This window comes from Myxococcus eversor (assembly GCF_010894455.1).
Lineage (GTDB): Bacteria > Myxococcota > Myxococcia > Myxococcales > Myxococcaceae > Myxococcus > Myxococcus eversor.
In genome coordinates this window covers 354,306-375,935 of the sequence record NZ_JAAIXY010000008.1, presented here as the reverse complement: position 1 = coordinate 375,935, position 21,630 = coordinate 354,306, and the positions used below count along the sequence as shown (strand labels likewise).

13 protein-coding genes are annotated in these 21,630 nt (G+C 70.2%); 8 read left to right on the top strand and 5 right to left on the bottom strand.

All coding sequences use genetic code 11. The annotated features are described in order from the left end of the window. Position 1: 1 nt before the first annotated feature. The 3 genes from G4D83_RS18905 to G4D83_RS18895 form a co-directional block, all read right to left on the bottom strand. Positions 2-832, bottom strand: coding sequence for a dienelactone hydrolase family protein (locus G4D83_RS18905; RefSeq protein ID WP_163866167.1), 831 nt, complete (start codon positions 830-832; stop codon positions 2-4). A gap of 111 nt (positions 833-943) precedes the next feature. Beyond that, entirely contained in the window at positions 944-1,738 is a 795-nt protein-coding gene (locus tag G4D83_RS18900) for an FKBP-type peptidyl-prolyl cis-trans isomerase (protein ID WP_163866166.1), read from the bottom strand. Between the two features lie 183 nt (positions 1,739-1,921). Then, positions 1,922-2,872 carry a heme-dependent oxidative N-demethylase family protein gene (locus G4D83_RS18895; RefSeq protein ID WP_163866165.1) on the bottom strand — a complete coding sequence of 317 codons (951 nt, stop codon included), beginning with the start codon at positions 2,870-2,872 and terminating at the stop codon, positions 1,922-1,924. Between the two features lie 210 nt (positions 2,873-3,082). Between G4D83_RS18895 and G4D83_RS18890 the strand changes: the two genes are divergently transcribed. The 6 genes from G4D83_RS18890 to G4D83_RS18865 all read left to right on the top strand — a co-directional run bounded on the left by G4D83_RS18890 (position 3,083) and on the right by G4D83_RS18865 (position 10,302). Then, a complete protein-coding gene (locus G4D83_RS18890; RefSeq protein WP_163866164.1) occupies positions 3,083-4,621 on the top strand; it encodes a parallel beta-helix domain-containing protein in 1,539 nt (512 codons plus the stop codon). Positions 4,622-4,646: 25 nt separating this feature from the next. After that, a complete protein-coding gene (locus tag G4D83_RS18885; RefSeq protein ID WP_163866163.1) occupies positions 4,647-5,921 on the top strand; it encodes an SO2930 family diheme c-type cytochrome in 1,275 nt (424 codons plus the stop codon). A 124-nt stretch (positions 5,922-6,045) separates the two neighbouring features. Next, positions 6,046-7,092 (top strand): ABC transporter substrate-binding protein, encoded by a 1,047-nt coding sequence (locus G4D83_RS18880; protein WP_163866162.1) that lies wholly within the window; start codon positions 6,046-6,048, stop codon positions 7,090-7,092. Further along, positions 7,089-8,750: an ABC transporter permease gene (locus tag G4D83_RS18875; protein WP_163866161.1), complete on the top strand. Its 1,662-nt coding sequence runs from the start codon at positions 7,089-7,091 to the stop codon at positions 8,748-8,750. The genes G4D83_RS18880 and G4D83_RS18875 overlap by 4 nt, the downstream gene beginning before the upstream one ends. Further along, positions 8,750-9,784, top strand: a complete 1,035-nt coding sequence (locus G4D83_RS18870) for an ABC transporter ATP-binding protein (protein WP_163866160.1) — start codon at positions 8,750-8,752, stop codon at positions 9,782-9,784. The genes G4D83_RS18875 and G4D83_RS18870 overlap by 1 nt, the downstream gene beginning before the upstream one ends. 104 nt (positions 9,785-9,888) lie before the next feature. Next, positions 9,889-10,302 (top strand): hypothetical protein, encoded by a 414-nt coding sequence (locus tag G4D83_RS18865; RefSeq protein WP_163866159.1) that lies wholly within the window; start codon positions 9,889-9,891, stop codon positions 10,300-10,302. 49 nt (positions 10,303-10,351) lie between these two features. On the opposite strand, the gene G4D83_RS18860 is transcribed toward G4D83_RS18865, so the two are convergent. Further along, the gene (locus G4D83_RS18860; RefSeq protein ID WP_163866158.1) at positions 10,352-11,773 is read right to left on the bottom strand and encodes an MATE family efflux transporter; all 1,422 of its coding nucleotides are present in this window, start codon (positions 11,771-11,773) and stop codon (positions 10,352-10,354) included. A 410-nt stretch (positions 11,774-12,183) separates the two neighbouring features. Between G4D83_RS18860 and G4D83_RS18855 the strand changes: the two genes are divergently transcribed. Both G4D83_RS18855 and G4D83_RS18850 read left to right on the top strand, forming a co-directional pair. Continuing rightward, positions 12,184-13,131, top strand: a complete 948-nt coding sequence (locus G4D83_RS18855) for a UDP-3-O-(3-hydroxymyristoyl) glucosamine N-acyltransferase (RefSeq protein ID WP_240356412.1) — start codon at positions 12,184-12,186, stop codon at positions 13,129-13,131. Positions 13,132-13,208: 77 nt separating this feature from the next. Next, positions 13,209-19,004, top strand: coding sequence for an AAA family ATPase (locus G4D83_RS18850; protein ID WP_163866157.1), 5,796 nt, complete (start codon positions 13,209-13,211; stop codon positions 19,002-19,004). 95 nt (positions 19,005-19,099) lie between these two features. Here G4D83_RS18850 and G4D83_RS18845 read toward each other — a convergent pair whose 3' ends face one another. Then, positions 19,100-21,343 (bottom strand): M4 family metallopeptidase, encoded by a 2,244-nt coding sequence (locus G4D83_RS18845; RefSeq protein ID WP_338041927.1) that lies wholly within the window; start codon positions 21,341-21,343, stop codon positions 19,100-19,102. Between the last annotated feature and the right edge of the window lie 287 nt (positions 21,344-21,630).

Below are 21,630 nucleotides of genomic sequence, written 5' to 3'. Positions count from 1 at the left end.
CTCAGCGCTTCAGGTGGTGCTCCAGGAACATCGACGTCTCCGCCCAGGCCATCGCCGCCGCGCGCTCGTCGTAGCGCTGGCCAGAGGGGTTGGCGAACGCATGCTCGCCCTCCAGCTCGATGATGCGGTGGCGCACCCCCGCCGCGTTCAGCGCCTCCCGGAACTCCTGCACCGTCTCCGGCGGAATCGACGCGTCCTTCGTCCCGAAGATGCCCAACAGCGGCGCCCGGATGGAGGCCAGCTCCTGGGGGTCCGTCACCGGATGGCCGTAGTACATGACCGCCGCGTCCAGCTCCGGAAGCGCCATGGCCGCCCGCAGCGACCAGGTGCCACCGAAGCACCAGCCCAGGCTCCCCGTGCGCGTCGCGCGCACTCGCGCATCGTCCTGGAGCAACCCATACGCCGCCTTCAACACCTGCGTCGCGCGCGCCGGGTCCACCGCCTTGAGCAGCGCCATCGCCTCGTCCGGCGTGGTGGCCACCTTGCCCCCATACAGGTCCACCGCGAGCGCCGCGTAGCCGTTGGCCGCCAGCCGGTCCGCCCAGTGCTTGATGTGAGGATTCAGGCCCCACCACTCGTGGATGAGCAGCACGGCGGGCAGCGGCGCCTTCGCGCCAGGGGGCAGGCTCAGGTACGCCTTCGTCCCGGCCACCTCCACCTCCTGGCCCTTGAGCTCCGGCGGCGCGTCCTCGCGCAGGGTGTGCATCGCCTTGAACTCGGCCTCGGAGACCGCGCCCGTGGGTGACGGCTCGCGCAGCACCTCCCGGGGCTTGCCCCGCGTGCAGCCTCCCACCAGCAACAACGCGCCCAGCAGCAACAGGTGACGGTGCATCGTGTCTCCTCCTCCGGTGGTGCTTCGCGCGCCCCAAACGAAGAGGGCTGGCAAGGGATTCCCCCAGCCAGCCCTCGTGTCTCCCGCTCCTTCAAGAGGAGCCGGGGAGGACTACTTCTTCTGCGCGGCCGACGGAGGCGTCGCGGGAGCGCCCGGCGCACCCGGGGCACCCGCGGGAGCCGCCTCGGGCGGCTTGACGATCTCCAGGAGCTCCACCTCGAACACCAGGGCCGAACCGCCCGGGATGTTCGGGGGCGCGCCGCGGTCGCCGTAGGCGATGTCGGACGGGCACACCAGCTTGGCCTTGCCGCCGACCTTCATCTTCTGCACGCCCTCCGTCCAGCACTTGATGACGCCCTGGAGGGGGAACTGCGTGGGCTCGCCACGCTTGTAGGAGCTGTCGAACTCCGTGCCGTTGGGCAGCGTGCCCTTGTAGTGAACCTTCACGATGTCCGTGGCCTTCGGAGAGTCACCCGTGCCCGGGGTCAGCTCCTTGAAGACCAGGCCGGACTCCGTCTTCGTGGCGCCGGGCTCCTTGGCGGCGTCCTCCAGGAACTTCTTGGAGGTCTCCTTCTCCTTCTCGGCCTTCTGCGTGCTGCGCGCGCGCGCCAGCTCCTGCAGCTTCGGCCCGTACGTCTCCAGCTCCACCGCGGGCTTGTCGCCCTTGACCTGCGCGGTGAGGCCGGCCTTCACGTACTCCAGCTCCTCGGGAGTCATGTCGAACACGCTGATGCTCTTGCCGATGGACAGGCCGAGCGCGTACAGCGTCTTCTGGTCCTCGCTCTGAGGATTGGCGGCATTGCCCGCCGCGCCCGTCGCCGTCGTCGTGGCACTGCCGTCCTTCGCGCCCTGAGGCTGGCACGCCCCCAGGCTCAGCATCATCGCAACCAGACACATCTTCCGCATGTGTTTGCCCTTCCTTGGCTTGCAGCGGCAGCGAACCCGCTGCCAGTCACACTTCCCGGAGGGGCGACTTACTACAGAAACGCGCGTCCATCTGCTCCGCGACACTCGCGACGACGCCTGACTTTGGGACCCGTTTCAATCAGGTGGGATATTTCTCCACCCAGCGCCCTTCATGACTGGGACTCAGGGTGACTCGGAGGAGTCCTTCGAGGGCCAAGGAGTCTCCAGCCAGGCCAGCAGCGGCTCACGCAGGGGGCCCAGGCGCTTGTAGCCGCTCATGTCGTCCGGGACGGTGCGCAGCACCTGGGCCAGTTGGCGGCGGCGCTCGGGCGTGGGCACCTCGCCGGCCACGGGGGCCAGGTACGTGTGGATGGTGAAGAGGATGGCGCCGGACTCCGGCAGGCGGCTGAGCGTCTGGCGCTCCAGGCGCAGGAAGCAGCGCTCCCCGGCGTTCTGGGGGGTGAGGCCCTCGAAGAGGTGCAGCCACTCGCCCCGCGCGCGCGGCTCCATGCACAGCCGGTCCGTGACGGTGACGGCCCAGTTGCAGCGGGTGACGGTGCGCCCCGGCTTGAGGCCGTCCATCAACCGCAGCGTGGCGGCCCCCACCTGCTCGGCGAAGCGCGGCACCGGGGCGTGCACCTCCAGCAAGGACCGACCGAGCTTCTCGTCCAGGCTCCAGCCGGAGGGAAAGCAGAGCTGACCGGCCACCAGCGGAAAGCCCTCGCGCGTGCCGTCCAGCACGAGCAGGTCCTCCTGCACCTGTCGGCCCACCCAGTCCAAGGGCGCCAGGGAAAGGCTGTCCGCGTCCCCCGGCAGCAAGGTCTCCTCCGTGCCGAGCACCCCGTTGCGCCAGTGCCAGCGCCCGTCCTCGCCTTCGAGCCGCGTGAAGTGTCCCGGCGACTCTCCCGCCATCCGCGTCAGCAAGAGCCGCAAAACCTCCCATTGGAGCGGCTGGGTGCCTGGCAATGCCTGGAAGCGCGAGGGGAGATCCTCGCGCAGCAGCGACGCCTTCAACGCCAGCTCAGCCTCATAATGCAGCGCGTCTATTTCGATGAGTGTTTCACCTGCCCGCAGGGCGCGTACTCCAAGTGCCATCGCATAGGCGTCCTGCTCGAAGGGGAAGTAGGGCAGCACGTGGGACGCGTCTCCTCACCCGCGAAAAATACAGTCGTCATTCCTTCGCACATCGCACTGCGTCACGAAACCCAGGCGTGGAGGAATTCCTCACCGAACCCTTGAGGTCGGACCTCGTGGAGACGAGGATTCGCGCATCCCTCGCCGCGCTTCACAGCTTCGCACTCGTCAGAGTCGAACGGGGCGCGCATTACCGCAGGAGGAAGCCTGATGAACCGTCTGCCGCTTTCGCGTCTGTCACGTGCCGTGCTCGTCGCCGCGCTGAGTCTGCTCGCCATTCCCGCATGCTCTGACGAAGACGATGACCGGGCGTTCGCGAGCCCCCACCCGGATACGGGCGAGGGTCCCGGCACGCCGGATTCGGGCACGCCGGATTCGGGCACGCCGGATTCAGGCACGCCGGACGCAGTTACCCGGTACCCCGTGGAGTTCTCGTGTACCGACGCACAGCGGACGACGGTGACTTTCGCTCCGGGTCAGGAGCAGGCGCTGCAGAACGCGGTCAATGACCTGGCGCCCTGCACCACGATTCAACTGGGCGCGGGCACGTTCCACTTCGACAACGCGGTGACCATCCGTCAGGACGGCATCACCATCGCCGGCGCGGGCCGTGGCGCGCAGGGTGAGGGCACCGGTGGCACCGCCAGCACCGTGCTGGACTTCTCCAACGCGGCCTCCAACACCAACGGCCTGGACGTGATTGGCAAGCTGTTCACCGTGCGCGACCTGGCGCTGTGGAACGCGAAGAAGGACGCGCTGCGCGTGGAGAACTCCGCCAACGTGTTCATCCAGCGCATCCGCACGGAGTGGGCGCAGGAGAACAACGAGAACAACGGCAAGTACGGCATCTACCCGGTGAAGTCGCGCTACGTGCTCATCGAGGACAGCGAGGCGTACAACGCGGCCGACGCCGGCATCTACGTGGGCCAGACGCGCTACACCATCGTCCGCCGCAACATCGCGAAGAAGAACGTGGCGGGCATCGAAATCGAGAACACGAAGTTCGCCTACGTGGAGGGCAACACGGCCATCGACAACACCACGGGCCTGGTGGTGTTCGATTTGCCGGGCAACCCCATCAAGGGCACCGACATCCTCATCACCAAGAACATCATCACCGGCAACAACCGCCCCAACTTCGCTTCGGTGACGGCGAGCAGCAGCACGGTGTCGCAGGTGCCGGCGGGCACGGGCACGTTCATCCTGGCGTCGCGCCGGGTGGAGTTCGTGGGCAACACGTGGGGTGACAACAACACGGTGGACATCGCGGTGCTCAGCGGCTTCGCCATCGAGCCCAACCCCGTCCTGTGGGCGGCGGGCTTCTACAACTTCGCCAGCGCGGACGTGTACGTCCACGGCAACACCTTCACGGGCGGCAGCGGCACCAGCGTGGACAACGGCACGCCGGACCCGGCGCGTCGCCCGCTGGGCGCGCTGGTGACGGGCGTGTATGCCTACGGCAAGGCCGCGCACGGCGTGGACCGCGTGGAGCACGTGCTGTGGGATGGCATCGACCCGGCGCCGCGCAACGAGGCGGTGGCCAACGGCGTGCGCCTGTGCTTCGTCAACAACACGGTGCCGGCGACCACGAAGGCGTCCATCGTGGACCTGGACCTGCAGGCCGTGACGGCCAAGCTCATGTCGGCGGAGCCCGACGTGGCGGGTGCCTGGGCGGAGACGCGCCGCTACGACCAGGGCGCGGTGCCGTTCAACTGCACGGGCTTCAGCCCCGCGCTGGCGCTTCCCTGAGCGGCGGTTCAAGGACTGACTCGCCATGCGCGCGCCGTACATGACTCGCCTGGGCCTCGCCGCGGTGCTGCTCGCCGCGGCGGTGGCCGCCTGCTCGGGTGGGGACGACCCGCCTGGAGCCGATGGCACTCCGGACTCGGGAAACCCCACGCCGGTGGACAGCGGCACCCCTGATGCGGGTGACTCCGGCACTCCGTCCACGCCCGACGCGGGGCCGGACGCGGGTGAACCCGACGCCGGAGTGGATGCGGGGACGGACGCGGGAACGCCCGATGCCGGGCAGCCCGAGGGCACCGTCACCATCCCCAACAAGCTGTCGGAGCTGGGCCTCTTCACGGGGACTCCGGCGACGGGCGACTTCCAGCCCGTGGCGGGCAACGTCCCGTACGAGCTGACCACGCCGCTGTTCTCCGACTACTCGCTGAAGTCCCGCACGCTGTACGTGCCCGCGGGCAAGACGGCGGCGTACTCGGCGTCCGACGTGTTGGATTTGCCGGTGGGGACCATCATCACCAAGACGTTCGCGTTCCCCGCCGACTTCCGGGAGCCGGACAAGAACGTGCGCCCCCTGGAGACGCGCATCCTGGTGCGGCAGCCGGGCGGCTGGGAGGCGTATCCCTACGTCTGGAATGACGCGCTGACGGAGGCTGACAAGGCCGTGGGCGGCAAGGTGTTCAAGAACTTCGAGTTCATCGACGCCGAGGGCGTGGCGAAGAAGTTCGACTACCTGGTGCCTCAGCGCAACCAGTGCCAGAAGTGCCACCACGTGGTGGACGAGCAGGACAACCAGCAGTTGCTGCCCATCGGCGTGAAGGCCCGGTATCTCAACCGGGACCACGTCTATGGGGGACAGACCCTGAACCAGCTCCAGCACCTGGCGGACCTCGGGAAGCTGACGGGGTTGCCTCCCGCGATTCAGGTTCCTCGCGCGCCGGATGCGTTCAACGTGGACGAGGCGAGCCTGGAAATCCGTGCGCGCACGTATCTGGACATCAACTGCGCGCATTGCCACAACCCGAAGGCGCAGCCCGGCATCACCAGCCGGCTGTTCCTGGACATCAAGACGACGGACGAGTTCAGCCTGGGCCACTGCAAGCGGCCGGGCTCCGCGGGCAGCGGCGTGGGCGGTGAGTTCGACATCGTCCCCGGAGACCACTCCACGTCCATCCTCTGGTACCGCATGGACACCGAGGAGTCGGGGAAGATGATGCCGGAGATTGGCCGGGCCCTGCGCCATGACGCGGGCTCGCAGCTCATCGCCGACTGGATTGACGCCATGCCGCCTCGCACCTGCAAGTAGACGCGGGACGCATGTCGACGGACAGCCCCTTCCGTGCCAGCCCGGCGCGGAGGGGGCTTTCCTTTTGGGATGCCTCCCGAGCGGACGGCGACTTTCGCCGGCCGTGCCGCATAATCCCGGGCGCATGTCCCTTCCCGCCCTGGCCCGAGCGGCCGGCCTCGTCTTCACGCTGGCCGTGCTCTCCTCGTGTCGCATCGAGTCCGCCGCGCCCTCCTCCGGCGCCACCCTCTCCCATGAGGGCACACCGTCCGGCGAGGTCTGGGTCTACACGTCCATGTACCAGCACGTGCTGGACGCGCTGGAGCCGCTGCTGAAGAAGCAGCTCCCCGGCGTCACCGTGCGCTGGTACCAGGCCGGCAGCGAGAAGGTGGCCAGCCGACTGGAGGCCGAGCGCGCCGCGGGTGCCGTGCGCGCCGACATCCTCTCCGCGTCGGACCCGTTCTTCGTCGAGCGACTCGCGCGCGAGGGCGCCTTCCTGCCCTACGCCTCGCCCCACGTGCTGCGCGTCCCGCGCTCGCTGTTGGATTTGGACGCGCGCCACGCCTCCATCCGCGTGTCCACCATGGTGCTGGTGCACCGCGAGGACTCGCCACCGCCGCCCACGTCGTTCGCGGCGCTGGTGGATGGGACGTGGACGGGGCGCGTGGCCATCGGCGACCCGCTCACGTCGGGCACGGCCTTCACGTGGGCGGTGTTCTGTCGGACGAAGTATGGCGAGGGGTACTTCACCGGCCTGCGCGAGCGCGGCGCCATCGTCGCGGGAGGCAACGCGGCGGTGCTCCAGAAGGTGGAGAGCGGCGAGGCGGACGCGGGCGTGCTGCTGCTGGAGAACGCGCTGACGGCCCGTTCGCGCGGCAGCCGGATTCGCGTGGTCTGGCCCACGGACGGCGCCGTCCTCATCCCCGGGCCGGTGGCCCTCTTCGCGACGACGCCCAACCCCGTGGCCGCGAAAGCGGTGGTGGACGTGCTGCTATCTCCGGAGGGCCAGCGCCTCATCGTCGAGAAGGGGGACATGCACGCGGTGGACCCCCGACTCCCGGGCCCGGGTGGAGAGCCCGGCGTGGACACCCTGCTGACGCGCACACAGCCGTGGACGCCCGCGCTGATGGAAGAGGGCCTTACGCGCGGCGGCGCCATCAAGGAAGCCTTCAGCCGGGCCTTCTCGCGATGAACACGTCAGCGCGGTGGCTCGGGTTGTTCGCGTGGCTTCTGCCCCTGGTCCTCTTCGCGGTGGGCCCGGTGGTGCTGCTGCTCGCGCGGGGCGCGGGGGCACCGGGCGCGTTGGGCTGGGAGTGGCTGGCGTCGGAGGCGGGCGCGCTGGGCAACACGCTGGCCATCTCCGGAGGCGCGGCGGTGCTCGCGCTCGCTCTGGGCATGCCCCTGTCGCTGTTGCTGTTCCGCACGGACCTGCCACTGCGCGGCGCCTTCACCGTGCTCTTCACCCTGCCCTCCGCGATTCCCGCGTTCATCTGGGGCATGGGCTGGCTGTCATTGGCCAGTCCCCGCGCGGGCTATCTCAACCGGCTCCTGGGAGAAGGCACGCTCGACATCCATGGCCCGGTGGGCATCGCCTTCGTGGAAGGACTGTCCGGCCTGCCGCTGGTGTTGCTGGCCGGCGCCGCGGCGCTGCGACGCGTGGACCCGGCGCTGGAGGAGGCTGCGCGCGTGTGCGGCGCCTCGCCCGCGCGGGCCCTGCTGACGACGACGGTGCCGCTGGTGCTCCCGTCGCTCCTGTCCGGCGCGGTGATGGTGTTCCTGATGGCGGCGTCCTCCTTCGGCGTGCCGTACCTGCTGGGCGTGTCGGCGTCTCCGCCCACACGCGTGCTCACCACGCGCATCTATGAGCTCGTCCTGCTCGGCGACGAGGGCCTGGGCCGAGCCTCCGCGCTCGCGCTCGCGCTGCTCCTGCTCACGCCGCTGTCGCTGCTGGCGACGTGGGCCCTGGGCCGCTCCGGCCGCGTGCGATTGAGCACCGGCAAGGGACTGGCCTCGCGCCCGCTCACCCTGGGCCGCGCGCGCGCCTGGGTCACCGGAGGCGTGGCGGGCACCTGCGTGCTGCTGGTGCTGCTGCCCCTGGCCGCCATCCTGCTCACGTCGCTCCAGCGCAGCTTCGGCGCGAGCCTCACGTGGGAGGAATTGACGCTCTCGCACTGGTCCGGCGTGTTGCTGGAGCCGCGCACCCTGCGCGCCACCGGGCTGAGTCTCCTGCTCGCCGCCGGTGCAGGCACCCTCGTCTGTGGCCTGGGACTGGCGGCGGCGCTGCTCCAGCGCGCCTTCCATCGCCTGGGTGCCGGCGTGGAGGCCATCGCTGTCTGGCCCTACGCGGTGCCGGGCACGGTGCTGGCCCTGGCGCTGCTGCTCGCCTTCTCGCGCGACTGGCGCTTCATCCTGTTGGACAAGGTGGCCTTCGTGCTGGCGCTGGCGCACACGCCGTGGCTGCTGCTCATCGCCTATGCGGCGAAGTACCTGGCGCTGGGGACGCGCAACAGCTCGGAGGCGCTGGCGCAGTTGGACCCGTCGTTGACGGAGGCGGCGCGCATCAGCGGCGCGGGGCCGCTGCGGGCCTTCGTCGACGTGCCGCTGCCGCTCCTGCGGCCCGCGCTCACGGTGGCCTTCATCCTGGCCTTCCTGTCGTGCGCGACGGAAATCACCATGTCCGTGCTGCTGGTGCCCGCGGGCTCGGAGGTGCTGGGCAAGCTGCTGTTCGACTTGCAGAGCTACGCGGACCCGGCGGCGGCGGCGGTGCTCGCGTGTGCCTTCGTGGCGCTGGTGGTGCTGGGGCAGGCGGTGCTCGCGCTGGTGGCCCGGCGCGCGGCGGAGGTTCGGTGATGGCGGCGATTTCGTTGGAGGGGTTGTTCAAGTCCTACGGCGCCACGCCCGTGGTGCGCGGCCTGAGCCTGGAGGTCCGCGACGGCGAGCTCGTCTCGCTGCTGGGCCCGTCCGGTTGCGGCAAGACGACGACGCTGCGGATGCTCGCGGGCCTGGAGCACCCCGACACGGGCGTCATCCGCATCGGCGGAGAGACGGTGGCGGGGCCCGGCGTGCGCGTGCCGCCCGAGCGGCGCGGCCTGGGCATGGTGTTCCAGGGCTATGCCGTCTGGCCCCACCGCTCGGTGGAGGAGAACGTGGCCTATCCGCTGAGCTTGCGGCGCATGCCGAAGTCGGAGGTGGCCACCAAGGTGCGCGAGGCCCTGCGCCAGGTCCGCATGGAGGCGCTCGCGACGCGCAGGCCCCACGAACTGTCGGGCGGACAGCTCCAGCGCGTGGCCCTGGCGCGCGCGCTCGTCGCCAGCCCCCGCGTGCTGCTCCTGGACGAGCCGCTCTCCAACCTGGACGCGGCGCTGCGCGAGGAGCTGCGCGCGGAGCTGGCGGCCCTGCGCGCGCGACTGGGCACCACGCTCGTCTTCGTCACGCATGACCAGGGCGAGGCGCTCGCGCTGTCGGACCGCATCGCGGTGATGAACCAGGGCGTGCTCGAGCAGGTGGACGCGCCCGAGACGCTGTACCGCGAGCCCGCCACGCCCTTCGTCGCGGGCTTCGTCGGCGGCGCGAATGTCCTCACCGGCGAGGTGCGCGAGGGCGCCTTTCACACCGCCCAGAGCGGCACCGTGTTCCAGCTCCCGGCCGACACGCTCGCTCGCCCTGGGCCCGCCACCCTCGTCGTCCGCCCCGAGGACCTGACCCTGGGCGAGCAGGGGACCTCGCTGCCCCTGTCCGCTCGCCTGTTCCTCGGACACGCCGCTGAGTACCGCTTCCCCGTCGACGGCACCCTGCTGCGCGTGGTGGCGCCGCCACTCGAAGTGCGGCCGGGCCAGACACTCAAAGTCCAACTGCGCAAGGCGCGCCTGTTCTCCGTCGGCTGAGAGTTCGAGAGTCCTTGCGCGAAGCGGCGGGGATGATTCCGGACTCATTGCCTGGAGGAGAGGCTCCGACAAAAATCCAGGGCCCCCCGGTACTCGGAGTCCCCGTGTCACGTCTCGCCACCCTGCTCGCGCTCCTCGCGTTGTCCCTCGGCCTGTCCGCCTGCACCGAGGAGGATGCCTGTGCCGAGATTTCCACCTGTGGCCCCTGCGCGAGCGAGTACGTCGCCAATGCCTGCAAGTGGTGCCCGTCCGACAGCACCTGCACCTCCTATGGTGAAGGCAGCGCGTGCGCGTACTCGGAGCTGAAGGACGACCCCGACGAATGCGGCGGTACGTCGAACGCGTGCACCCGCCCGTACTCGGGCCCGGCGACGGACCCGCAGTCCTCCGCCTTCTGTCAGGCCGCGTACCACTACGGCTGCCAGGGCGATTCGGGGAAGCGCAATGACAACTGCCGCGTGTACGCGCAGTTCGAGGCGGACAATCCGGGCATGCCGTCCTGCCCCTACTGCCCCTGAGCCAGGTGGCGCGCACTGCACCTGAGCCGCGCGCGCCCGGGAGCTTTCGCTACACCTGACGGAGCTTCCAGGTGCCCCGCCGGAAGAGCACGGCGGAGACGATGGCCAGCACGGAGAAGGCCACCGTGAGGGCCAGGAAGACGCCCGAGGGCCCCATCCCTCCGGGCCCCGACAGCGCCCACGCCAGCGGCAATTCCAACATCCAGAAGCAGAAGATGTTGATGAGGGTGGGCGTGGCGGTGTCACCGGCGCCGTTGAAGGACTGCGTCAGCACCATGCCGAAGGCGTAGAAGAGGAAGCCCGTGCTGATGATGCGCAGCGCATGCGACGCGTGGTCCACCACCGCCGCGTCGGGCGAGAAGCTGCTTGTCAGCGGTTGGGCGAACACGAAGAACAACACGCCCAGCGAGCCCAGGAAGACGGCGTTGATGGCGCCCGCCGTCCACACCGCGCGCTCGCCGCGCTCCGGCTGCTTCGCGCCCAGGCTCTGCCCCACCAGCGTGGCCGCCGCGTTGGCCAGGCCCCATGAGGGCAACAGCGCGAAGAGGACGATGCGCATGGCGATGGTGTAGCCCGCCACCGCCGCGCTGCCGAACGTCGCGACGATGCGCGCCAGCACCACCCAGCTCGAGGTGTTCACCAGCGACTGCGCCGTGCCCGCGCCAGACAGCCGCAGCATCGCCAGCATCGTCCCCGGCTCCAGCCGCAGGTGCTCGCGGCGCACCTGGAGCCGCCCGCTGCCGCGCGCCAGCCGGTAGAGCTGGTACAGCACGCCACAGCCGCGGCCGAACGTCGTGGCGACCGCGGCCCCCATGACGCCCAGCTCGGGGAAGGGCCCCACGCCGAAGATGAGCATGGGCGCCAGGACGATGTTGATGGCGTTGGCCAGCCACAGCACCCGCATGGCGATGGCCGCATCGCCCGCGCCCCGGAAGATGGCGTTGATGAGGAACAGGAGCAGCACGCTGCCCATGCCACCGAGCATCACCTGCGTGTAGCGCACGCCCTGCTCCAGCACCCACGGCGAGCCGCCCATCAGCCCCATCAGCGGCCGGGCGAAGACGACGCCCGCCACCGAGATGGGAATGGCCAGCAGCGCCCCCAGGCCTATCGCCTGCACCGCCGTGCGCGCGGCGCGCTCCGGGTCCTTCTCACCGATGCGGCGCGACACCAGCGCGGTGGCGCCGATGCTCAGCCCCGCCGCGGCGGCGTAGATGATGGTGAGCAGCGACTCCGTCAGGCCCACCGTCGCGACGGCATCCGCGCCCAGCCGCCCGACGAAGAAGACGTCCACCACGGCGAAGATGGACTCCATCACCATCTCCAGCACCATGGGGACCGCGAGCAGGAAGATGGCGCGCTTCACCGGCAGGCCCGTGAGGTCCCGCTCCGTGCCGTGCATGGCTTCCTTCAGCGATGCCCAGAATCCCACGGCGGGCCCCGACGACGACGGCACTTCCACCTCCGACATTTCCAGCCTCCAAAGCCGCCCCGGAACCCGCGCCCTTCTGGCAGGTAGCCGCCGCTCCGTCCAGGACGCGGGCCCGCGCCAGCGGCTGACCTGGGAGACTGGCGAGGCGCGCGCGGTCCATGGAGCAACCGAGCAGGTGTGCGCCTGTACCTCATGCCCGGGCAGACGTGCGTGGACTCCCTCCGCCCCGTACCCCAGACGGAGCACCCGGGGGCTTGCCGTCCTGCCTCCAACATCCATCCAGCGCCGCCGGGCCGTCCTTCTGTCGCGGACCGGGGTGTAGCTTGCGCTCACTCATGGTGACGAGCTTCTCGCGTGTGACGGCCCCCTCCGAACCCAGCCAGGGTGCCGCGCATTTCCGTCTGGCCAGCAGTGCGCGCGTACTGGGACGCGTGCACCTGGGACCGGGGGTGCACGTCGCCCAAGGCGCGGTGGTGTGCTCTCCGGAAGGCGCGGTTCAACTGGGCGCGGGCTCCTCCGTGCGCGAGAACGCCGTGGTCATCGGCTCGGCCCGACTCCCCGTCGCGGTGGGGGAGAAGACGGCGCTGGGCCCTCGGAGCCTCCTGCTCGGCGCGTCCGCGGGCCACCTGTGCGACGTGGGCGCGGGCGCCATCCTCATGCCCGGCGCGCAGTTGGGAGACCGCTGCCTGGTGGCGGACGGCACGCTGGTGCCCGCCGGCATGTGGGTTCCCTCCGATTCCGTCGTCGTGGGGCGGCCCGCTCGCGTCGTGCGTCGCGTCGACACCGGGGACATGGAGCGCCTGCGCACGGCACGCGGCGGCACGCTCACGCTGCCCGAACAACCCCTCACTCCCTTCTTCGCGAGAGATCGCGCCGAGGACGCCCCCATGGGTCAGTTGTATTCCTTCCGGGACAAGCACCCGCTCGTCCACCCCAGCGCCACCTTGTTCTCCTCCTGCGAGGTGACGGGCGACGTGCTCATCGGCCCGGGCGCCATCATCGGCCCCGGCGTGAGAATCGTGGGCGAGTCCCATGTCCCGCTGCGCATCGGCGCGGGCGTGCGCATCCACGCCAACGCGGTGGTGCACCTGCAGCCGGGCGGCTCGCTCGTCATCGAGGACGGAGTCTTCATCGGGCCGGGCTGTCTGGTGCACGCCTGCTTCGTGGGCGCGGGGACGGTGGTGGAGCCGGGTGCCATCCTCTGTGACCGCAGCCGCCTGGGCCGGGGCTGCGTGGTGGGCGCGGGCAGTCTGGTGCGCGCGGGGACGCTCTTCCCCGACGCGGCGCAGGTGGATGGCTTCCCCGCGGTGCAGACGGGATTCCTCTCCGCGCTGCCGCCCGCGCCCATCTGGGCGCTGCGGCCCGAGGACCTGCCGGAGCTGCGGCGCGTGAGCTGAGCACCCCCGGCGAGCCGTGCGAGGCCTCGCCGGGCCGCACGTCATCGCGCGTGCCTTGAAGCCCCTCCGTCCAAATCGTGAAGACAGCGGCGAGCCGCGCGTGGCGGGGCCGCTCGGGCCCGGACGCGTGGCGCCGGACGGAGGGTTTTCACGGCGAGGACGCGATGTGGCAGGCGCCGGGCACCGAAGGGCTTCAGGAAATCCATCGCGGACGTCGGTACGTCGTCCTGCGGACGTGGGGGCAGGACGGCAAGCCCCTGGTCATCAAGCAGATTCGCCGGGGGCCGCTCGCCGCCGGCACCGCGCCCATGCTGCGCCATGAAGAGGCGCTCCTGCGCGAGCTGCGCGACGTGGTGCCCGACATCTCCCGCGTCGTCTCGCTCGTCGAAGAGCCCTCACAACCGCTCGCCCTGATGCTGGAGGACGCGGGTCCCCACAACCTGCAGGAGTGGCTGCGGCGCAAGCCGGTGGGGGTGGAGGTCTTCATGGAGCTGGCGCTCCAGCTCGGAGGCATCCTCTCCCGCCTGCACCAGCAGCACGTCATCCACCGCGACCTCAACCCCACCAACCTGGTGATGAGCGCCTCCGGCCATCACCTCACGCTCATCGACTTCGACCTGGCCACGCGCGTCTCCGGGCTCACGCCTTCCGGGGACATGCCGGGCGAGCTTCAGTGGGCCCTGCCCTACATCGCCCCGGAGCAGACGGGGCGGATGAACCGCCTCATCGACCACCGCGCCGACCTCTACTCGCTGGGCGCGACGTTCTACGAGCTGCTCACCGGCCAGCCGCCCTTCATGTCCGCGGACCCCGTGGAGCTGGTCCATGCGCACCTGGCCCGGCCGCCCGTGCCTCCCGCGTTCGCCAACCCCGCCGTCCCGCCCGTCGTCTCCAACATCGTCCTCAAGCTGCTCGCGAAGATGCCCGAGGAGCGCTACCAGAGCGCCGACTCCCTCCTCGCGGACCTCCAGGAGGTCCGCCGTCGCCATGGCGCGGGCCTGTCGGGTGACTTCGAGCTGGGGCGGCTGGACCTGGCCCGTCAGCTCACCTTCCCGGAGCGGCTGTATGGCCGCGCGCCCCAGCAGGTGGAGTTGCGCGCGGCGCGAGAGCGGGTGCGCCAGGGCACCAGCGAACTCCTGCTGCTGTCGGGCGCGGCGGGCATCGGAAAGTCCGCGCTGGTCCACGAGCTGGCGCGCGACGCGGCGCACGGCGACCGCCTGCTCACCGGCAAGTTCAATCAGCTCCAGGGCACCGTGCCCTACTCCGCCTTCGTCCAGGCGTTCCAAGGACTGCTGCGCGAGCTGCTGGAGGAGGCCCCCGACGCGCGCGACATCTGGCGCCAGCGTCTGCTCGGAGCCCTGGGTCCCCATGCGCGCGTCATCAGCGACGTCATCCCCGCGCTGGAGGAGCTGCTGGGCCCGCAGCCGCTGCCACCCAGACTGGGGCCGGTGGAGTCCTCCGCGCGCTTCCACCTCCTCTTCCAGTCCTTCGTGCAGGCGCTGGCGACGCCCCGACACGTCCTCGTCGTCTTCCTGGATGACCTCCAGTGGGCGGACCCCGGCTCGCTCCAGCTCCTCAAGAGCCTGTGCGGAGACCCCGGCTCGCTCCACGTCCTCTTCATCGGCGCCTGGCGCTCTCACGAGGTCGGCCCCGAGCACCCGCTGTCGCGCCTGCTCTCCACACTTGAGGAGCAGGGCGCGATTCCCTCTCACCCCTTCGCGCTGGCGCCGCTGGACGTCGACGCCATCACCGCGCTGTGCGCCGACACCTTCCGCCGCGCACCCGCGGAGGTGGCGCCCCTGGCCGAGCTGCTCCTGGCCAAGACGGCGGGCAATCCCCTCTTCCTCACGCGGCTGCTGCGCCTGCTCCACGCGTCGGGGCTCCTGAGCTTCGACTTGGAGCACGGCACGTGGACGTGGGAGCTGGAGCGGCTGCGCGGCGTGGAGGTGACGGAGAACGTGGTGGAGCTGATGCTCGCCGCCATCCGTCGGCTGCCGGAGCGGGCGCAGTACGTGCTGGAGGTCGCCGCCTGTCTGGGAGACCGGGTGGAGCTGGGCCTCTTGTCCGCGCTCGTCCAGGCGAGCGCGGAGGACACCGCGTCCGCCCTGTGGAGCCTCTTGCGCGAAGGGCTGCTCATCCCGGAGAACGAGCCCACGGGCCTCCACGCCCGGACGGAGGACGCCACCACGCCCGAGGCCGCGTACCGCTTCGCGCATGACCGCGTCCGCCAGGCCGCGTACTCGCTGCTCACCGAGGACCAGCGCGAGTCCCTTCACCTGGCGGCGGGACGTGAGCTGCTGCGCGGAGCGCGGGGCGACGCGCTCGAGGAGCGCCTCTTCGCGGTGGTGGACCAGCTCTCGCTCGGCGTGCGCAAGCTGGGCAGCTTCCTGGAGCGCCAATCGCTGGCGGAGTTGCTCTTCCGCGCGGGGTTCAAGGCCAAGGAGGCGTCCGCCTTCGGCGCGGCGCTGGTGTACCTCACGCGCGGCCTGTCCCTGTTGCCTCCCGCGGACTGGCCCCAGCGACACGAGCAGATATTCCAGGTCCACAAGGAGGCCGCGGAGTGCGCCTACCTGTCCGGCAACGGCAAGCTGGCCGAGGAACTGCTCCGCACCGCGCACGAGCACGCCGCCTCCGCGCCACGCAAGGTGGACCTGTACGTCCTCCAGGTGCTGGCCCTGCTGATGAACGGCCACTACGCGGAGGCCCTGCGCGCGGGCCGCGAGGGCCTGCTCCTCTTCGGACTGGAGCTGCCCGAGTATGGCCATGCCCAGGCGCTCGCGGCCGAGCGGGAGCGCGTGGAGCACCTGCTGCGGGGGCGCGCGGTGGAGGAGCTGCTGGATGCTCCGTCGCTGGAGGACCCGCGCCACCTGGCGTGCGTTCAGCTCCTGTCCGAGCTCGTCACGCCCGCCTTCTTCGTGGACCCCCATCTCTTCGCCTACCTCAACACGCTCGCGCTCGCGCTCACGCTGGAGCACGGCAACTCGCGCTGGGCCCCTTCCGTGTATGCCTGTCAGGGATTGATGCTCGCCAGCGAGGACAACCCCACGGCGGCCTGGTCCTGGTGCCATCTGGCGGTGGCGCTGGCGCGGCGGATGGGGGATGCGCGTCAGGAGTGCCGGGCCCTCATCACGCTGACGCTCAACGTCAATCACTGGCGCGCGCCCCTGCGCACCAGCCTGTCGCTCCTGCGCCGCGCCGTCACGACGGGCCTTGCCAGCGGTGACCTCCAGTTCACCAGCTACGCGCTCTCCGCCGTCGTCTCCACCGAGCTGGCCATGGGCACGGAGCTGGTGCGCGTGCTGGGCTCCATCGACACCAGCCTGTCCTTCGCCCGTCGCGCGGGCGTCCAGGTGATAGCGGACGTGTCCACCCTCACCCGTCAGGCCATCCGCGCGCTCCAGGGCCGCACCCACCAGCTCGCGCGGCTGGAGGACGACGACTTCAACGAGCGGGACTTCATCGCCTCCGGGCAGGCGGCGCAGACCAGCGTCTACCTGCACGCCCTCTTGAGGCTGCTGGTGGCGTACGTGCTGGGTGACTTCGACGAAGCGCTGCGGATGTCGCGCGAGGCCCTGCCCTACGAGCACTTCGCGCAGGGCTCCTTCCGCAACGCCGACTTCAACCTGCTGACGTCGCTGACGCTGGCGGCGCGCGCCACCCGGCTGCCCGCGGAGAAGGACTCGATGCTGGGGATGATGGACGACAACCAGCGACGGCTCGGCGCCTGGGCCCGGACGTGCCCGGAGAACTTCCGCCACAAGCACCAGCTCGTCGCGGCCGAGATGGCCCGCCTGGAGGGGCAACCCCTGGAGGCCATGCGCCTCTACGAAAGCGCCATCGACGGCGCCCACACCCAGGGCTTCCTGCAGGACGAGGCCCTGGCGAACGAGCTGGCGGGCCGGTTCCACCAGCACCTGCACCACAAGCGCTTCGCCACGCTGCACCTGCGCGCGGCCCTGGACTGCTACACGCGCTGGGGCGCGCAGGCCAAGGTGGCGCTGCTGGAGGAGGAGTTCCCGGAGCTGAAGTCCCTGGTGGACCGCGCGTGGAGCGAGCCGGGCGTCACGCGGACGAGCCCCGACGCACCCGGCGCGTCGCTGGATCTACTCACCCTGCTCAAGGCGTCGGAGACGCTGGTGGGCGAGGTGGTGTTGGACAGGCTCCTGGAGAAGCTGATGGCGGTGTGCTTCGAGGCGGCGGGCGCCACCCGGGGCGCGCTCGTCCTGGACGAGGCCGGTGCCCTCCGGGTGCGCGCCGTCGGCGCCATCTCCGAGCCCGTCAGCCTGGAGCGCACGCCCCTCTCCCACGCCAGCCAGGTGCCGATAAGCCTGCTGGAGCACGCCTTCCGCACCGGGGAGACACTGGTGCTGGCGGACGCCGCGCACCAGGGCCGCTTCATCCGCGACGCCTACGTCGTCCGGCGCGCCGTGAAGTCCGCGCTGGCCGTCCCCATCCAACGCCACGGCAAGACGGTGGGCGTGCTCTACCTGGAGAACGACCTGGCCACCCGGGCCTTCACCCCGGAGCGCGTGGGGGTGCTGCGCACGTTGTCGTCCCAAATCGCCATCTCCCTGGAGAACAGCCGCCTGTTCGAGCAGCTCCACGTGGAGGTGCAGGAGCGCCGCCGCGCGGAGCGGGCCCTGCGCTTCCTGGCGGACTCTGGCCTGGCGCTGGCCGAGTCACTCGATTTGGAGCAGACGCTCGGCAAGGCGATGCGGCTGGTGGTCCCCTTCCTCGCGGACTGGTGCATGCTCACCGTCGTCGAGCGGGGCGACACGCTGCGCACGCTGGTGGCGGTCCACGTGGACCCGGCGAAGGAGGTCCTCCTGCGCGAGCTGCTGGAGCGCCACCCCGTCGACTGGACATCCCCGCCCGCCCTCATCCACGCGCTGCGCACGGGCCAGCCGTTCCTGCGCGCGGAAGTCACCGACTTCATGTTGCACGAGCACGGCCACGGCCCCGAGTACGTCGAGCGCCTGCGCGAGCTGGGCTCACGGGCCGCCATGCACGTGCCGCTCATCGCCGGAGGCAAGACGCTGGGCGTCGCCACGTTCGTCTCCGACACACCCGGGCGCCGCTACAACGAGGTGGACGTGGGACTGGCCCAGGAGCTGGCCCGCCGCGTCGCCGCCAGCATCGACAACGCCCGCCTCTACCGCGAATCCCAGGACGCCATCCGCCTGCGCGACGAGTTCCTCAGCGTCGCCTCCCACGAGCTGAACACGCCGCTGACCTCCCTGCGCCTCATGGTGCAGACGCTGCTGCGGCACACGCCCCAGGGGCTGCCGCCCGTCGCCATCCGAGGCCTGCGGACACTCGACAGCCAGAGCCTGAAGCTGGCCACGCTCGTGGAGGAGATGCTCGACATCTCCCGACTCCAGGCGGGCCGGTTGGACCTGCACCTGTCGCGCGTCGACCTGAGGGAGGTCATCGACGCCATCACCCGCCGCCTTCAAGAACCCCTGGAGCGCGCGGGCTGCGAACTGGGGCTCGACCTCGAGGGCGGGCCCCTGGTGGGCCACTGGGACGCGGCGCGGCTGCGCCAGGTGCTCGTCCACCTCCTGTCCAACGCCCTCAAGTTCGGCCCGGGCAAGCCCATCACCCTTCGGGCCTGGGCCGTCGCGGACGTCGTGCACGTGAGCGTCCAGGACCAGGGCATCGGTATCGCCGCGGACCGGCTCGCCCACATCTTCGAGCGCTTCGAGCGAGCAGTCTCCGTGCGCGCCTATGGCGGGCTGGGACTGGGGCTCCACCTGGTGCGGGAGCTGGTCACCGCGCTCGGGGGAACGCTCCACGTGGAGAGCACGCTCGGCGAGGGCAGCACCTTCAGCGTGGAGCTGCCGACCTCCGGGCCCGCCGACACGCCTGCATGAAACGCGGGAGACAGGGCCCCCAAAAAGACAGCACCCGGGCGGCCTCCACGAGGCCCCCGGGTGCTTGCTTCAGCTCATCGATGTGACGTGAAGGACTAGTACACGCCCTTCAGCGTGAGGCCGGTGTAGGCCGAGTAGCCACGCACCATCACGTAGTACGTCCCCGCCGTCGCGCTGGTCCGGGTGCAGGACTCGGCGTTGCCCGACAGGTACGGACGGCAGTCGTAGGTGGTGGTGGTGGGGGCCGCGCCGAACCGGACGTACAGGTCCGCGTCGCCCGTGCCACCGCTGGTGGAGAACGTCACCGCGCTGCCAGCCGGCACCGCCATCGTGTAGTTCGCGGCGGAGGAGGCGGCGCCCGACAGGCCCGTCACCGGCACGTTGTTCTGCAGCACGTTGCCCGTGGGAGGCGTCCCGGTGTTGAACGAGCCCGTCAGCGTCGCGCCGGAGTAGGTGGCGTACGCGCTGATGAGCACGTGGTAGGTGCCCGCCTGGGCGGTGGTGATGGTGCACGTCTCCGCGTTGGTGCTGCTCTCCGACTTGCAGTCGTAGGTGGTGCTGCTGGGCTGCGAGCCGAACTTGACGAACAGGTCCGCGTCACCCGTGCCACCGGCGAGCGTGAACTTCAGACCGGTGGCGCCAGCCGGGACGACCAGGCTGTAGAACTTCTGGTTGCCCGTGCTGCCGGACAGGCCCGTGACAGGCGTGCCGTTGGTCAGCGGGGTGGACGGCTGGGGCGGCAGGGTGACGCCCACGCCGACCGCTTCCCACGCGGCCTTCACGGCGTCCTGCGTGGCCTGGTCATAGCCGAGGTCCGCGGCGGCCTGGATGGTCCAGGTCTTCGCCTGCGCGAAGGTGGTGGAGGCCGTGTAGATGTCGGTGTTGGCCTTGTACCAGATGCGGCCGGCCTTCTCGACGCCGATGGCCGGCACGTTGATGGTGGAGCGGTTGCGCGGGTGGAGGCCACCCTTGGAGAGCAGCGCGAAGGCCAGGTTGGGGATGCCCGAGCTGTAGTGCACGTCCGTGCTGGAGGTGTAGTCCGAGGCGAAGTCCAGCGAGGCGCCGTCCTTCTTCGGGTCATCCATGTAGCGCAGGGCGTCGTTCGGCGTGCCCGGCGTCCACACGTCCTCGCCAATCATCCAGATGGCGGGCGCGGTGCTCCAGGTGCCGGAGGCCCAGCTCTCGCAGATGGCGGAGAAGGTGTCCGACATCGCCTCGTTCAGACCGCCGGACTGGGCGGAGTACGTGAGGTTGGACTCGTTCTCCGTCACGGCGTGGGTCAGCTCGTGGACGGTGACGTCCGCGTCCTTGCCCAGCTCGATGGAGTTCACGCCGTCGCCGTCGCCGTACACCATCTGGGTGCCGTCCCAGTAGGCGTTCACGTAGTTGCGGCTGTAGTGCACCGTGCTGATGAGCGTGGCGCCCGCGTTGTTGATGGAGTCGCGGTTGAACAGCGTCTTGTAGCAGTTGTACGTGTACCCGAGCTGGTCGTAGTTCATGTCCACGTGGGCGTCGCCGACGGCGGCCTGGCCCTCGCTGCGGCGCAGGGTGCCCGGAGTCGTCGTGCCGTTGTTGGCCGTGTGCACCCGGCGGTTGAGCGCCGAGTGGATGCGCGGGTGACGCGCCACCACACCGGCCTGACCGCGGGCGTCGACGAACACGTCATCCGCCAGGGGCATGCCCTCCACCTGGGTGCCGACGACGCGCACCTGCCAGGCGAGGAAGAGCTGCTCGTTGCTGTCACGCACGTAGACGAGCTTGGGCTCGCCCTCGGTGGTGATGCCGCTGCCGGCCGTGGCGTTCGCCGCGGCGCGCGCCGCCAGGGCGCCGTCCACGCGGGGAACCGCGGGCAGGTTCTGGCCGTCGCGGGCGGAGCTGTTGGCCGAGTACACCTGGCCGTCCGCGCGGACGTGCAGGATGAGCTCGCCGCCGACCACTTCCAGGCCGTTCTTGGTCTGCTTGTAGCGCAGGTGCTGGTTGCCCTGGGCGTCCGTGCGGGCCTTGCTCAGGAACATGTCGTCCGCGCTCAGGCGGAACACCGGGGCGATGTTCGCCAGGGCGGGAGCCGCCGCGAAGGCCGCGTGGCCCACGGACAGCGCGGACAGCGTGCGCTCCACCTTGCCGAGCTCACCCACCACCGTGGAGGGGATGCCGTCGGCGTACACGTCCGCAACGCCCGCGCTCGGCAGCTTGCGCAGCGAGCCCTGGATGTCTCCTTCCGACTTCGAGTCGGGAGCCTTCGTCTCTTCTCCCGTGGACTCCACGGTGCCGCACGCCGTGAGCGCTACTCCCAGCCAAGCCGCGCCAATCGTCTTCAGGACTCGATGAGCCAAACGCACTACCTCCGGTAGAAAGACCGGATATTCGTGACACACCTGGAATCAGGATTTCAAATACAAAATGACGAATTCATGTTTCGACATATTTCACAACCTTTTACGTAAAGCACATTTACGTGTTTTTCCTTGATGAGCAAGAAACGGCCAGACTGGGTGCGGGGTGAAAACTCACAGGGAGAATCGGGCGGTAGAAGTCGACCCAGCCTGAAACACGGTGAGTTCGTCAGGGATTCAAACGTTCCTTGAGAGGAATTGCTGGCGCGGAAACAAACCCATGCGACGGCGGC